Below are 14,063 nucleotides of genomic sequence, written 5' to 3'. Positions count from 1 at the left end.
ACTCAACAAGTCCAGCACCACCCGCCGCCGCGCCTGCGACAACCTCTCCGCCACAACACCCTCCAAACTCAGGCGTTGCGACAATCCCCTGAAGCTGCCCTCCCGAATCGGGCAGTAGCACTCCCCAGTTCTGGTGCAAAGCCTCCCCCAAACCGGTTTGGGGAGACTCTCTGCGTGAACTGGGGAGCCGTACTACCCGAATCGGGAGGGCAGGACTCCCCAAACCGGTTTGGGGAGGAGCGGGGTTCAAGGAGGGCCGGTTCGGGGAGCTGGTTCCGGCGGGTGTCAGTGCGTGTCAACGCGAGGCCGGCCGTATGCCGCGAACTTCGGTCGCGGGACCCTGGCTTTGCGGAACATTTTCGGCAGTAGGTGCAAATTTCTTTCCGCAAAGCCCAGCCGCTACAGGCGGATCAGGTAGACCGTGGGTGGGCGGCCGGTGCGGCCGTGTTGTTGGGTGCCGGTGGGGGCGGCGAGGCCTGCGCGTTCCAGGCGTTTCAGGACTCGGCGGGCGGTGCGGAGTTGGACTGCCAGGTGGTCGGCGACGTCCTGGGTGGTGAGGCCGTCGGGGAGGGTGGCGGTGAGTTCGCGCATCCGGGCGAGGGTCTGGGTGTTGAGGCCGACTCGGCGGGCCAGCAGCGGGAGGCTTTCCGTGCCGCGGGCGCCGGAGGGCTGGTCGCCGGACGGTTCGATGACGATCTCGACGTCGTCGGACATCGAGACGACACCGGCGACGGACCCGATCGAGGCGGCGCGGCCTACTGCGCGACGGGCGAGCGCCTCGGCTTCAGCCGCCGTACGGCCGACACCGAAACCGACGTACGCCGTGCTGTGCCGGGCCGCGAGGTTGTCGAGCAGGGGCATCCGGGAGAACTGTTCGGTCGCCTGCTCCAGGAGCCCGCGGGTGGTGACGACGAGGTGCCGGCCGTCGGGGAGGGCGGCGAGGCTGCCGCCGAGCGTGATCAGGTCGGCGGCGAGGGCGTCGTCCGGTTCGGGGAGGTCGATGATGCCGAGCGCGACCTGGGCGTCGCCGACGTGCTGGCCGGTCGTGGTGAGGATCAGGGCCTGCAGGGTGGAGCGGATCGAGTACCGCGACGGCGCGAGCCGGACCGACGGCATCTCGTTCTCGATCAGATGGAACGCCGAACCCAGGCAGCTGATCGCGACCTTCGTGTCGTGCTTCTCGCGGGCCGTCCGGTGGAACTCGACGATGTCGTCCGAGGTCAGACCCGGCCGGTACGGCAGCACCTGGATCTGGTCGGTCGGCAGCTTCGCCTCGATCAGGGTCTCCAGCACCTCGGACCGCCGCAGCGTGTCGATCGAGAACTGGGTGACGTTGTGCCCGAGCCGCAAGAGCTCGACGAGTGCCCGTAGCAGGGTCGCGCCGTCGTACGAGACGTACATCGCCGGCCGGTCGATCACGCCGGCCTCGGTGGCGATCGTGTACGGGACGACGCCGGTGAACAGGAACGCGTCGACCTCACCCTGCGCCTGCTCGACGAGCGCGACCGCCTCGGTCTCGTGCCGGTACGCCAGCGGCACGAGCACGGTCCCGCTCGGCGCGCCGACAACGGTCACCCGCTGGACCAGGTCCTCGGGCCCGACGACCCCGACCGCCAGCGCCATCAGTCAACCCGCCCGATACCCGCGCAGATCCTCAAGGCTGTCCTCCGACGACTTCTGGTCTGGCCCTCAAGTCGCAGAATAGCGCAGCGGGCTCCGAGATCTTGACGTTCAGGCCTTGCTCTCCTAGTTTCGGTCAAGACCACAATTGCCGCTACCCCCTGAGGCGAGTCCAGGGAGCGCAGGTGTGGTGGAGCGTAGGAGGGAGCGCGCCACCTCACTGTCCGTGCAGTTGCTCCAAACAGCGGACGACCAGCTCACGCTCGCCCAGGGGAAGTCCCGGTCCGTACGGGTCGTGCGCGGCCGCGGCCGGCACCAGGCCTTCCCATTCGGCGGCCCAGAGCATTCGCTGGACGTAGCCCTCGATCGGCGCGTAGAACGTCGCCGCCGCGAACCGGTCCAGCCGGTCCGACGCGGTCAGGAACGCCGCGTGGTCGCCGGCCGTCCAGGCCCGCAGTACGGCGGACGACAGCTCTACCTGCGCCGACGCGATCCCGACCAGCGCCGTGTCCGCGCCCCACATGAACGACGGCCCGTACATCCGGTCCTCGCCGGTGATCAGCAGCTTCCCGCTGCCGCGCCCGGCCCAGATCGCGTCCTGGCACCCGATCGCGCGGTCCAGCGTCGCGGTTTTCACGCCGAGCATCGCGTCCAGGCTGAGCAGATCCCGGATCAACGAGGGCGAGTACGGGTACCCGCCGGCCTCGCCGTGCAGGTAGAAGCCGACCAGCGGCAGTCCACTCTCGGCCGCCACGCGCTCGTGCAGCGCGACCGCTTGTGCGTGCCCGTCGGGCAATTCTCCCAGCGCTGCTAGCGGATAGACCATCACCGCGTCGGCCCCGCCGGCCGCAGCGGCCCGCGCCATCTCCACGGTCGCGTCGGCCGCCTGCTCCAGCGTCTCCGCGGCTGAAGACTTCGGTACGCCGACGCCGGCGACGATCGGTACGTCGGTAGCGGACCGCCACGTCTCGAGCACCTTCGCGCGGTCGCCTGGGCTGAGGTAGAGCCCGCGCCCGGTGTGCGCCCACACCGCGACACCGCCGACAGCATGCTTCGTGAGCGAGACGGCGTACGCGGACAAGGCGTCGTACGCGACGACGCCGTCGGAGTCGATCGGGGTGACGACGGCCGGGAGCAGTGTGCCGCGGAGCCGTTCGACCAGTGGATGCATCAGCTGACCTCTCACACGTCGTGCCCGAGACCGGGCCGCTTCGGTACGTCGATCCACCCGTCGCAATCGGCGAACACGGTCGGGGCCAGCGGGTCCTCGTCGACCATCAACGGCCCCACCAGGTCCGCCGCGACGGTCGCTCCGGGTACGGCGGCGGCCAGGTGTACGGCGGCCAGCGTCGCGACACCCAGCTCCGGCATCGACCCTACCTTCACCGCGAGCCCCGCGGCCTCGGCCACCGCGGCGATCTGCAGTGCGCGATGGAGCCCGCCGACCTTGAGGATCTTGATGTTCAGTACGTCGGCTGCACCGCGCCGTGCGATCTCCAGAGCGTCGTGCAGCGAATGCATGCTCTCGTCGACCATGACGCGGACGTCGAGGCGGTCTCGGAGCCGTACGAGCCCGGTCAGGTCCCAGCGAGGGAGGGGCTGCTCGAGGAGGGTGAGCCCGGCCGCGCTCATCTTGGCGAGGTACGGGAGGGCCGTGGTTGCGTCGTACCCCTCGTTGGCGTCGAGGCACAGCTCCGCGTCGGCGGGGATCGCGGCGCGGACGGCGCGGATCAGTTCGAGGTCCTTGGCCGGGTCGTGGCCGCCCTTGACCTTCAGGTGCATGAACCCGCGACCGGCGTACTCCGCGGCCTCGGCGGCCATCTCGTCGAGCGTCCCGAGGCCGACCACCCACGTCGTCTGCACACGGTCGCGGACGCTGCCGCCGAGCAGGGCGTGCACCGGCCAGCCGCTGATCCGTCCCGCGAGGTCGAACAGGGCGATGTCGAGGCCGGCCTTGGCGACCTGCTGGCCGCGCAGCACGCCGTCCATCGTGACGTGAGCACCCGCGCGGTCGAGCGGGTCGCGACCGACCAGCGCCGGCGCGAGGTGCTCCTCGATCGCCGCCTGGACGCCGGCCAGCGTCTCACCGGTGTATGCCGTCATCGGCGAGGTCTCGCCGATCCCGACGTCGCCGTCCGCGGTGTGCACCTCGACGACGAGGCTGATCAACTCGTTGCTCACCCCGCTGCTGATCTGGAACGGCCGGCGGTACGGCGCGCTCACCACGCGGGTCTTGATCGCACTGATCGGCGCGGCCGATCCCCCGTCGGGGAACCCCGCCGGTTCTGCTGCAAGACTCATACCGGCTCCTAGGGGTCGCAATCTGGGCGGAAAGCATTTACGGTCAAGACCGTAAATACCCTAAGCGCTCCCTGTCAACGGAAGGTGGCACCTCTGATGCGGCTGGGTCTCTATCTCAACCTCTACGGCACCCCTGATGAGCGGCCCCAATTGGCGGACGCGGTCGAGCAGGCGAAGCTTGCGGAGGAGGCCGGATTCGAGTGGGTCGTGCTCGGTGAACGGCACCTGCACCGGCCCGGGTACCACGAGATCCTGACGTCGATGACGTGGCTGGCCGCGCACACGTCCCGGATCGGGATCGCCACGGCGGGGATCGTGGCGCCGCTGTACGACCCCGTCGTGCTCGCGGAGACGCTGGCGCACATCGACGTACTGTCCGGCGGGCGGCTGACGGCCGGGCTCGTGCTCGGGTACCGGCCGGAGGAGTTCGCGCTGTACGGCGTGACGCAGGCGGAGCGGGTCGCGCGGTTCGAGGAAGGGCTGGAGATCCTCACCCGGTTGTGGACGTCGGACGAGGTGACGTACGACGGGAAGTTCACCTCGATCCAGGACGCGTACCTCTCGCCACGCCCGGTGCAGACGCCGCGGCCGCGGTTGTGGAACGGCGGGCGGGTCTCGGCCGTGCTGGAACGTACGGCGCGGATGTGCGACGGGTGGACCACGTCGTTCAACGAACTCGACGCTGACCTGCCGGGGAAGATCGCTGAGTACCTGTCGTACCCGCGCGGGGACGCGTCGCTGGGCCAGGAGGTCATCCTCTGCCGGGAGGGGTACTGCGCCCCCACGTCCCAGGACGCGAGGCAGGCCCTGGAGGAGCCTCTGCGGGACCTGTACGACGCCTACACCGGCTGGAAACGCACGTCCACAGACGCAGCCCGCTACACCCAAGGCTGGGACGACATCGTGTCCCGCAGCGTCATAGGTTCCCCGGCCGAATGCGCCGACCGCTTGGCGCACTACGAGGAGATGGGCGCCGACGGCATCATCCTCCGCATCCAACCCCCCGGCATGCCCCAATCCGACGCCCTCCGCGCCATCGAGGCCTTCGGCAACTTGTAACTGGGAACACCCGCCGGTGACTGGGGACATGCAATGGCTTGTTCCCAGAGGCCAGGGGGTGTTCCCAGTCAGGCCTTGAGGCCGGACATGGCGATGGAGTCCGTGAGGTAGCGCTGGAGGAGGCCGAAGACCAGGAGGCTGGGGACTACCGTGATGGTGGCACCGGCCATGAGTTGGTTGATGGGGACGGCTTGGCCTTGGAGGGTGGCCAGGCCGACGGTGAGGGTCTGCATCTTGCCGGACTGGCCGATGACGAGTGGCCACAGGAAGTCGTTCCAGTGCCAGAGGAAGACGAAGATGCCCAGTGTCGCCAGGACCGGGCGGACCAGCGGCAGGACGATCATGGTGAAGATCCGCCACTCGGGGGCGCCGTCGATCTCGGCGGCTTCGAAGAGTTCGTCGGGGAGTTGCAGGATGAACTGACGCATCAGGAACACGGCTTGCGAGTTCGCCAGCGTCGGCACGATCAGGCCCCAGTAGCTGTCCACCCAGTCCAGCTTCGCGACCAGGATGTACGACGGGATCAGCGTCGCCTGGAACGGGACCATCAACGTGGCGAGGAACGCCCAGAACATGATCTCCCGGCCGGGGAACTTCTTCTTCGCGAACGCGTACCCGGCCATCGACGCGAACAGCAGCACCAACGCCACGGACACCAGCGAGTAGAGCAGCGAGTTCACCGTCCAGCGTGGGATGTCCGAGCTGGACAGCACCTTCGAGAAGTTCTCCAGCGTGAAGTTCGCCGGGTTCAGCGCGCCGGGGAACGTCTGCCCGCTCGGCGGCGCGAACGCGACCAGCACCATCGCCGCGAACGGCACGATGGTCACGATCGCGGTCAGCGTCAGTAAGGTCGGCAACGTCAGCCGGCCCGCCGTACGCCGTCCCGCCGCCGGGGCCTCCACTACCGGCCGGACCGGCGGGCGGTCGAGTACCTGAGCCATCTAGTCGTCCCTCCCGACGAGCCGGCGCTGTACGAGCGAGACGATCAGCACGATCAGGAACAGCACCAGACCGATCGCGCTCGCGTATCCGAAGTCGAAGTACTTGAAACCGCTGTCGTACAGGAAGTACACGAGCGAGTAGCTGGACCGCACCGGGCCGCCGCCCGTCATCACGTACATCGCGTCGAAGACCTGGAACGCGCCGATGGTCTCGATCACCAGGACGAAGAACAGCACCGGGCGCAGCTGCGGCAGGGTCACGTACCGGAACCGTTGCCAGGTGCCCGCGCCGTCGATCATCGCGGCCTCGAGGTACGACTTCGGGACCGCTTGCAGGCCTGCGAGGAGGATCAGCATCGAGTACCCGAAGCCCTTCCAGGCCGAGGTGACCGCGATTGACGGCAGCACGGTGCTCGATTGGCTGAGGAAGTCGATCGGGCCGATGCTCACGAGGCCGAGGACGGAGTTCAGTAGGCCGTCCTGCGCGTCGTAGATCCACTTCCAGATCACTGCGGCGAGCACGATGCTGGTCACGTACGGGAGGAAGAAGACTCCGCGGAAGAAGCCGCGGTTCCACACCACTTGGTGGAGCAGTACGGCGGTACCGAGCGACAGCAGGACTGTCAGCGGGACGAAGATCACCGTGTAGGTGATGGTGACCAGCAGCGCCTCGTGGAACACGTTGTCCGACAGCAGGCGCGTGTAGTTGTCGAGCGCGATGAAGTCCCACTTGCCGCTGATCCGGTAGTCGGTCAACGAAAGAAAGAACGCCCCGATCGCCGGCAAGAACCGGAACAGCAGGAACAGCACCAGCATCGGCGCGACGAACAACAACCCGACCCATGGCCGCCGGCGCGGTCCGAAGCGAGGTCGCCGGCCGGCCGCGGGTCCCGCCCGACCCGCGACCGTGTCCTGCGTGTTGGTCAACGCTGCCTCGAGAGGAGGTCGTTGGCTTGCTTGGCGGCGTCGTCCAGGGCCTGTTGGGGCTGCTTCTTGCCGGTCAGGACTGCCTGGATCTCGGTGCTGAGGAACGACATGATCTGTCGTGCCGACGGGTTCGGCTCACCCGGGATCGCGTACTGCAGCGCGTCCTTGAACTTCGCCGCGTTCGGGTCGGTGGACTCGGACTTGGCGTCGCTGCGCGGTGAGTAGAACCCGGACGCCTTGCTGAGCGCGTCCAGTTGCGCCGACTGCATCATGAACGACAGGAACTTCTTCGCGCCGTCGACGTTCTCCGAGGCCGCGTTCACGACCAGGCCGCCGGGGAGCCCGAAGCCGACCTGCTTCTTGCCGGTCAGCGGCGTGCCGAGTTCGACGTTCGCCTTGCCCCAGGTCGCCGACACGGTGGCCACGTCGGCCGGCACGCTCGTCATCGCCATCGCGACCTGCCCCTTGCCGAACGGCGAGTCGGCGACCACGTTGCCCGCGGTGAGCGCGGTCTTCGGGATCGCGCCCTCGTCCCACAGGCTCTTCAGGAAGGTCAGCGCCTCCAGGCCGGGCGCCTGGTTGAAGGTGACGGTCTTGCCGTCGTCGGCGAACACCTTCCCGCCGGCCTGCCACAGTAGCGGGTAGAAGTTCAGGTTCAGCGTCGCCTCCGGCGAGGCCGAGTAGTCGAGGGTGGAGAACCCGGCGGCCTTGAGCTTCGGCGCGGCCGCCTTGATCTCGTCCCAGGTCTCCGGCGGCTTGCTGATCCCGGCCTTGGCCAGGACGGTCTTGTTGTACATCGTGGTCGTGACCGTGTGGTAGATCGGGGCGCCGTACACCTTGCCCTCGACGGTCAGGCCCGGGATCGCGGCCGGCAGGAACTTGTCCTTCTCCGGGGCGACCGCGTCGTCGACCGGCTCCAGCGAGCCGCTCTTCACGTACTGCGGGATCTGGTCCGGGATCATCAGCAGGACGTCGGGACCCTTCCCGCCGGAGAACGCCGCCGCGACCTTCTCCTCGCGGCCCTTCCACGGCTGGTTCTCCAGCTTCAGGTCGATCCCGGAGTTGGCCGCCTCGAAGTCGGTCTCGACCTTCTTCCAGTAGGCGTCGCTGGCCGCCTGGTCGGCGATCACCGGGTACATCCAGAGCGTGACGCTCTTCTTGCTGGTCGAGCCGCCGTCGTCGCCTCCGCCGCAGGAACTGAGCGCGGCGGCGAGAACTAGCGCCGTCAGTGGTGCCGCGATGCGGCGGACGGTGGATTTCATCGCACCCCCAGGGTGTCCGGAAGTCAGGGCCGGAATGTGTGGAACCGAATAACGGTCAGGACCGAAAGTAGTCGGGTCGAATTTCCGCTGTCAACGGCTGATATCAATCCGGAACAGCTCGGAGCCGCTCGTCATCAGCAGTTGGTGGTCTCCCCGGACGCCGAGCCGCCGGTGGGCGTGCGCGACGAACACCGTCGGGACGGAGTTCTTCCCCGGTGCGATCCGGTAGATCTTGTTCAGGTCGATGCTCACGTAGACGGCCTCCGAGGTCGCGACGATGTCGCCGCTGGAGTTCGTCGTCCCGAGCGTGAAGGACTTCTTCAGCTTGCCGCTGTCCGGGGCCACCGCGAACACGGTCTTGCCGGCGACGCCCCACAGCAGGCCGTCCGGGCCGATCGTGACCGAGGACACTGTCGCGCGGCCCGGTACCGGCACGGTCTCCCAGAGTTTCTTCTTGTTGGCTACGTCCCACGCGAACACTGTGCCCGCTTCCCGGGTCGGCGGGGTGGTGGTCAGGCCGCCGGCGATCGAGGTACCGCCGTACACGATGCCGCAGTGCGAGGTGAGGCCGAAGACGGACTCGTCCTGGACGACGTTGCGGTACTTCTCCGCGGTGTTCGTCGTCGGGTCGTAGATCACCAGCGCGCCGCCCAGCCGGTCGCCGTCGGGGACGGTGCCGACCGCGATCTTGCCGTTCACCTCGGTCAGCGCGCGGGCGCGGGTCTGCAGCAGGTCGGGTTTCAGGTTGAGCAGCTGCTTCGGGTTGTCCGGCGTACCGGGCGGTCCGGGGGAGTACTCCGGGCTGCTCCAGGGCTTCGTGGTGTCGTAGGAGTAGAGGCGGGCCTCCGGGTAGGCGCCGACCCAGACGGTGCCGTTCGAGCCCTCCATCAGGGCCTCGACCTGCGAGAACCGGTTGAACTTGGCCTCACCCGTGGTCGGGTTGACCACGGACACGCCGCCGTTCAGGAAGCCGCCGGCGTAGATGTTGTTCCTGCCGCCCGCGACGGACAGGATCTCGATCGGTTCCCGGCGGACCTTGGTCACGAAGATCTCGGACTTGCCGGTCTGCGGGTTGTACCGGAACTCCTCGCCGCGCCACAGGGTGCCGACGACGCTCGTGCCCGGGTAGTCGGGCAGGTTCAGGTCGGCGTACCCGATCGAGCGGGCGTTCTGGATCCGGCCGGTGAACGTCAGGCCGGTGCCGGTCAGGGTCTTGGTGGCCGGGTCGTACTTCTTCAGTTCGCTGCTCTGGATCAGGTACAGCGAGCCGTCCGCGCCGATCGGGGAGATGTCCAGGCCGTGCGCGTTCGGGATCTCGTCGACCCAGGTCCGCGACGCGATGTCCCAGACGTACAGCGGGCCCGGGAACGCCGTACTGATCCGCGCGTACACGCGCCCGCCGCGGGCGTTCAGGTCGTAGACGACCTTGTCGGACGGGTCGCCGAGACCGGGCGGGGACGGGAGTTCGGTGACCGCGCCGGTGCTCACGTCGAGTTCCAGGATGTGCGCGTCGGGCATCGTGCCGGCGTACACCTTGCCGCCCGCGTAGTCGATGCTCTTGACGTACGTCTGGCCCGCCAGGACCGTGCCGTAGTCGCGGATCGCGCCGGTCTTGTCGTCGTACCGGAACACCTTGCCGTTCGGGTACGTCCCGCCGTACACGTTGCCCTGGTCGTCGGTGGTGATCCGCCAGATGAACGACTCGGACGCGATCGGACGGCCGAGGTCCTCGACGCTGCCGCCCGGCCGCAGCCGGTACAGGTGGCCGTTGTTGTAGGTGCCGACGTAGATCGTGCCGTCCGGCGTCGCGGCCACCGCGTAACTGCCGTCCGCGCCGGGCAGCGCCACCGAGAGCAGGCTGTCGCCGGTCGCCGGGTCGATGGCGTTCAGGTACGCCGGACTTCCGGTGGACACGTTCCAGATCGCGGTCTTGCCGTTCGGGCCGGGCGCGACGGTGCCGCCGATGAGCAGTACGTCGGACAGCGGCGTACCGAGTGAGACGACCGTGCCGACCGGTGGTTGCGGGCCGGCCTGTGCCGGTGTGGTGAGGGTGGTTCCGAGCAGAGCGACGAGGGCCAGTGCGAGAAGTGAGCGGACTGATCGCATACGAATTGCCTCCGGGGTGCCGTATTTACGGTCCTGTCCGAAAGTGAAGCTCTCGCGGCGTGGCCAAGTCAACGGCTCGGCACAATTTGCAGCTACTGACAGCAACAGGCCCGGTTACGGCCTCGGCCGTTAAAGCTCGGGGAGGGCGTCGAGCAGTTTCTGCAGCTTCTCGCGGGTGGCCGCGAAGTAGCTGTCCTCGCGGTGCAGCGCGCGGTGGAACGCGGCCAGCTCGGCCGCCGAGATCGTGTTCGAGAAGGTGCTGATCTCGGTCAGGTCGAGCCGCCGGTTGAACAGGTGCACGGTGTCCCGCCAACGGTGCAGCAGGCCGACGAGCTCGGCGTCCCGGCGCAGGCCGAGCGCACCGGACACCAGCGCGAGATCGACCGCGGACACCACCAGCCGCGGGTACACCTGCCGGGTGGTCGGCGTATCGGGCGAGAACCGCTCGTCGTTCAGCAGCCTGGTGTTCTCGCGCAGCTCGTTCACGACGGCGCGCAGGACCTCGGTACGGCGTTCCGCCTCGGCCGTCAGCCGTTCGACGAAGATGCCGGTCAGCCCGGCGACCAGCGTGAGTGAGTTGACGGCCGGCTCCCAGCGCGAACCCTCCGGCCAGAAGAACCACAGGACGCCGAGAACGAAGGCCAGCGCGAGCAGGCCGTACGTCACGACACTGACGACGGTCCGCCTCATGTTGCCCAGATGTCGTCGGCGAGGCTGCGTGCGGTCTCGCCGGCTCCCTCCGGTGCGAGCAGCAGCAGCTCCAGGCCGAACGGGTTCGGACGGCGGGCGTACCGGAACTGGGACTGGATCGCCTCGACCGGCGTCAGCCGGCAGGCTTCGGTGAGCCGCTTCAGCCGGGTCGTGGAGTACTTGCGGGTGGTGTAGAGCCGGATCGTGTCGCCGATCGGCAGCACTGCCTCGGTGTGGTCCGGCAGTTCCATCCGGATCTCTTCGCCGGTGTCGTTCTGCCAGTAGATCTTCACCAGCAGCGCGTCCTCGTCCTCGACCTCGCCGACGAACTTGACCAGGTCGTTGTTGATCTTGAGGTCGGTGTTGTACCGCAGGGTGCTGGTGACGAACTCCGCGAACGCGCGGGTCTGGTGGTACTCGTCCGCGGCCGCGTCGGCGGACTCCTGGTCGAGTCGCGTCGTACTGGCCACCTCGAGCAGCAGCCGGTCCTGCGGCCGCAGGCCCCGGGTGAGCGTGCTGAGCAGCTCCTCGTCGCTCTCGAAGTTGGCCAGCGTGTTGCCGGTCAGCGTGAACAGGATCGGCTCGTCGCCGACCAGCCGGGCCAGCATCTGCCCGAGCTCTTCCATGTTGTCGGCGATCGAGAAGTCCAGCTGCACCGGCAGCACCTGGGCCACCGGGAACCGGGCGTCGCGGGCGGGCTGCGTGCCCATCCGCAGCATCTCCGAGCTCATGTCGACCGGGATGTAGTACATGTTCCGGTTGTGCCGGCGCATGTCGCTGAGGATCGTGCGGTCCTTCACGCCGGTGCCGACGCCGAGGCTCACCACGTGGAAGCCGCCGTTCTCGACGTGCGGCCGGACCTTGCGCCAGTGCCGCAGGAACGATTCGGCGCCGGCCTTCATGACCAGGTAGAACGGGTCGTTGGTGGCGTTCGCCCAGGCGATCGTCGGGCCGATACCCCAGTAGGAGAAGCCCGAGGTGATCTGCTTGCCGTCGCCGGTCGTGGAGAACGGTCCGCGCAGGTCGCCGGTCAGCGTCGCGAGCTTGTCCGTCTGGTCCTCACCGGTCAGCACCAGCGACCAGGCGAAGTCGTCGTCGGCCAGCGCATGCTCGAGCTTCCGGATCACAGGTACCGGCTCTGTCACATCTCACCCCTCACACGATGAGAGGTCAGGTTACCGGTTACCGACGGTGGGTGTCCGCTCAGACAGGAGTTACCGCGTCGGCCTCGCGGCCCTTGGGTCCGTCGACGATCTGGAACTCGACGTGCTGGCCGTCCTCGAGGGTCTTGTACCCGTCGGAGACGATCTTGCTCCAGTGCACGAACACGTCGTCCTGCCCGTCGACGGCCAGAAAACCGTAGCCCTTGTCGGCGTTGAACCACTTCACGGTGCCGCGCACCATCGGAACTCCTAGACCACGGGACCCGCTTCACCCGGGCCCCTCGCGATCCACAATCCTAATGGAAGCCGTTCCCACGACGAGGGCAGTGCCCACGAGTGCCGCGCTGACCCACAGCGGGCCGCGGAAGGTTCCGGACCCGATCGCGAGCCCGCCGAGCAGCGGTCCGGCGGCGGCGCCGACGTTGAGGGCGGCGGTGGCGAGTCCGCCGGTCAGCACGGGTGACGCGGTACCGGCGTACAGGGCGTACGAGATCAGCGTCGAGCCGACCGCGAAGGACAACGCCCCTTGGACGAGGACGAGCGCGACGGTCGGTACGACGTACGCCGTGGTCAAGGCGAAGGCGCACCACCCGAGCAGCAAGATGCCACCGGCAACGAGTACGAGCCGGTCGTCGCGACGGTCGGCGTACCGGCCGGCGACGGTGACGCCCGCGAACGAGCCGAGCCCGAACAGCGCGAGCATGACCGGGACCCATCCCACCCCGAGCCCGGTGACCTCGGTGAGCACCGGCGAGAGGTAGGTGAACGAGCAGAACGTCGCGCCGTTCACGAGTGCTCCGAGGAGCAGCAGTACGGCGAGCCGTGGCGTCACGCTGAACCTCGGGGCAGTCGCGGGGCCGGTCGCACGGTTCGGGACCGAGCGCAGGATCCCGAGCAGCGCCGGGAGCGAGATGATCGCGACCGCCCAGAACGCGGACCGCCAGCCGAGGTACCGGCCGAGCACGGCACCCGCCGGTACGCCGACGATGCACGCGAGCGTCGTACCGCCGAGAAGGACGGACGTCGCACGGCCCCTCGCGTCCGGGACCAGGGACGCGGCGGTGGCGAGTGCGATAGCCAGGAAGCCCGCGTTCGCGAGGGCCGCGAGGACCCGGGTGACCAGCAGGACCGTGAAGTCGCTGGTCAGCGCGCCGACGACGTGGACCGCGAGGAACACGGCCAACGTCACGAGCAGCGTCCGGCGGCGCGGCCAGCGGCCGCCGAGGACCGCGACCGCCGGGGCGCCGACGATCATCCCGAGCGCGAACCCGGAGGTCAGCCAGCCGGTGGTGGGGATCGAGACGCCCAGGTCGTGGGCGACGCCCGGGCCGAGCCCGGAGAGCATGAATTCAGAAGTCGCCTGGGCGAAAACGGCCAGGCCAAGCAGGTACAGCACGAAAGGCATGGAAATGCTCCGCAACCATGAGAAGACGGGTATGAGTCGTCTCCGGCGGTTCCGGGCGAGTTACACGGAACGGCCGGTGGCTACGATCTGTCCGCCTCCGGGCTGGTCACGCCGTGGAGCTTAGAGAACCGGCGTACCTACCGTCCACCCAGTTAGGCGCGGCGTACTGCGGGGTCGGGGATCGCGGGGGCTTGAACAGGTTATTGCGGCTGTCCTGGGGATCAGGCAACAGGCAATGGTGGGTAGGCACCTGGTATTACCTGTCCCGAGTAACCATTGCCTGTTCCCAGTCCCCAGCGCTCCCCAAACTGGTTTGGGGAGGGCCACGGCGGCGACGGGGTTGGCTGGGGCGGGGCGGCTCGACGGGTAGAGCACCGGTGGGACGCTGTACGCGCGGGCGTGATCACGCTCAGGTGCACTACCCAGCCAGTCGACACGTCCTGTCCAGAACGCATCCTCGGCCGCCCGCGTCGGCTCCAACCAACCACCCACACATCAGAAGCTCTTGTCTGCTTCGCCGACTCCTCGGGGGTGGGAAGATGGGGTGGGCCGCTCGGTAAGCCGGTTTGACTGTGATGCCGCGAGAGCT

12 protein-coding genes are annotated in these 14,063 nt (G+C 68.3%); 1 reads left to right on the top strand and 11 read right to left on the bottom strand.

Annotation, left to right across the window (positions count from 1 at the left end):
- Positions 1–399 precede the first annotated feature (399 nt).
- The 3 genes from E0H50_RS42565 to E0H50_RS42555 form a co-directional block, all read right to left on the bottom strand.
- Positions 400–1,623, bottom strand: a complete 1,224-nt coding sequence (locus E0H50_RS42565) for a response regulator (protein WP_131297119.1) — start codon at positions 1,621–1,623, stop codon at positions 400–402.
- A gap of 214 nt (positions 1,624–1,837) precedes the next feature.
- Positions 1,838–2,791 (bottom strand): dihydrodipicolinate synthase family protein, encoded by a 954-nt coding sequence (locus tag E0H50_RS42560; protein WP_131297117.1) that lies wholly within the window; start codon positions 2,789–2,791, stop codon positions 1,838–1,840.
- Positions 2,792–2,802: 11 nt separating this feature from the next.
- Entirely contained in the window at positions 2,803–3,921 is a 1,119-nt protein-coding gene (locus tag E0H50_RS42555; protein ID WP_131297115.1) for a mandelate racemase/muconate lactonizing enzyme family protein, read from the bottom strand.
- A 96-nt stretch (positions 3,922–4,017) separates the two neighbouring features.
- Here E0H50_RS42555 and E0H50_RS42550 point away from each other — a divergent pair, with 96 nt between their 5' ends.
- The gene (locus E0H50_RS42550; protein WP_131297112.1) at positions 4,018–4,980 is read left to right on the top strand and encodes an LLM class flavin-dependent oxidoreductase; all 963 of its coding nucleotides are present in this window, start codon (positions 4,018–4,020) and stop codon (positions 4,978–4,980) included.
- A 68-nt stretch (positions 4,981–5,048) separates the two neighbouring features.
- On the opposite strand, the gene E0H50_RS42545 is transcribed toward E0H50_RS42550, so the two are convergent.
- From E0H50_RS42545 to E0H50_RS42510, 8 genes are all read right to left on the bottom strand, one after another.
- A complete protein-coding gene (locus E0H50_RS42545) occupies positions 5,049–5,921 on the bottom strand; it encodes a carbohydrate ABC transporter permease (RefSeq protein WP_131297110.1) in 873 nt (290 codons plus the stop codon).
- On the bottom strand, positions 5,922–6,848 hold the full coding sequence (locus tag E0H50_RS42540) for a carbohydrate ABC transporter permease (RefSeq protein ID WP_238151722.1): 927 nt from the start codon (positions 6,846–6,848) through the stop codon (positions 5,922–5,924). It abuts the gene before it with no gap.
- A complete protein-coding gene (locus E0H50_RS42535; RefSeq protein ID WP_131297107.1) occupies positions 6,845–8,110 on the bottom strand; it encodes an extracellular solute-binding protein in 1,266 nt (421 codons plus the stop codon). The genes E0H50_RS42540 and E0H50_RS42535 overlap by 4 nt, the downstream gene beginning before the upstream one ends.
- A gap of 90 nt (positions 8,111–8,200) precedes the next feature.
- Complete coding sequence (locus E0H50_RS42530; protein ID WP_131297105.1) at positions 8,201–10,216, bottom strand: ligand-binding sensor domain-containing protein; 2,016 nt, start codon at positions 10,214–10,216, stop codon at positions 8,201–8,203.
- 129 nt (positions 10,217–10,345) lie between these two features.
- A complete protein-coding gene (locus tag E0H50_RS42525) occupies positions 10,346–10,906 on the bottom strand; it encodes a hypothetical protein (RefSeq protein WP_131297102.1) in 561 nt (186 codons plus the stop codon).
- Positions 10,903–12,051 (bottom strand): L-histidine N(alpha)-methyltransferase, encoded by a 1,149-nt coding sequence (locus E0H50_RS42520; RefSeq protein ID WP_131297099.1) that lies wholly within the window; start codon positions 12,049–12,051, stop codon positions 10,903–10,905. Before E0H50_RS42520 ends, E0H50_RS42525 begins: the two co-directional genes overlap by 4 nt.
- 58 nt (positions 12,052–12,109) lie before the next feature.
- On the bottom strand, positions 12,110–12,310 hold the full coding sequence (locus tag E0H50_RS42515; RefSeq protein ID WP_130382983.1) for a cold-shock protein: 201 nt from the start codon (positions 12,308–12,310) through the stop codon (positions 12,110–12,112).
- A 27-nt stretch (positions 12,311–12,337) separates the two neighbouring features.
- On the bottom strand, positions 12,338–13,474 hold the full coding sequence (locus E0H50_RS42510) for a Cmx/CmrA family chloramphenicol efflux MFS transporter (protein ID WP_131297096.1): 1,137 nt from the start codon (positions 13,472–13,474) through the stop codon (positions 12,338–12,340).
- Between the last annotated feature and the right edge of the window lie 589 nt (positions 13,475–14,063).

The sequence above is a fragment of the Kribbella sindirgiensis genome, from assembly GCF_004331435.1.
In the GTDB taxonomy this organism is placed as follows: domain Bacteria; phylum Actinomycetota; class Actinomycetes; order Propionibacteriales; family Kribbellaceae; genus Kribbella; species Kribbella sindirgiensis.
The sequence above is the reverse complement of the archived record's forward strand: the minus strand, read 5'-3'. Positions and strand labels throughout refer to the sequence as shown.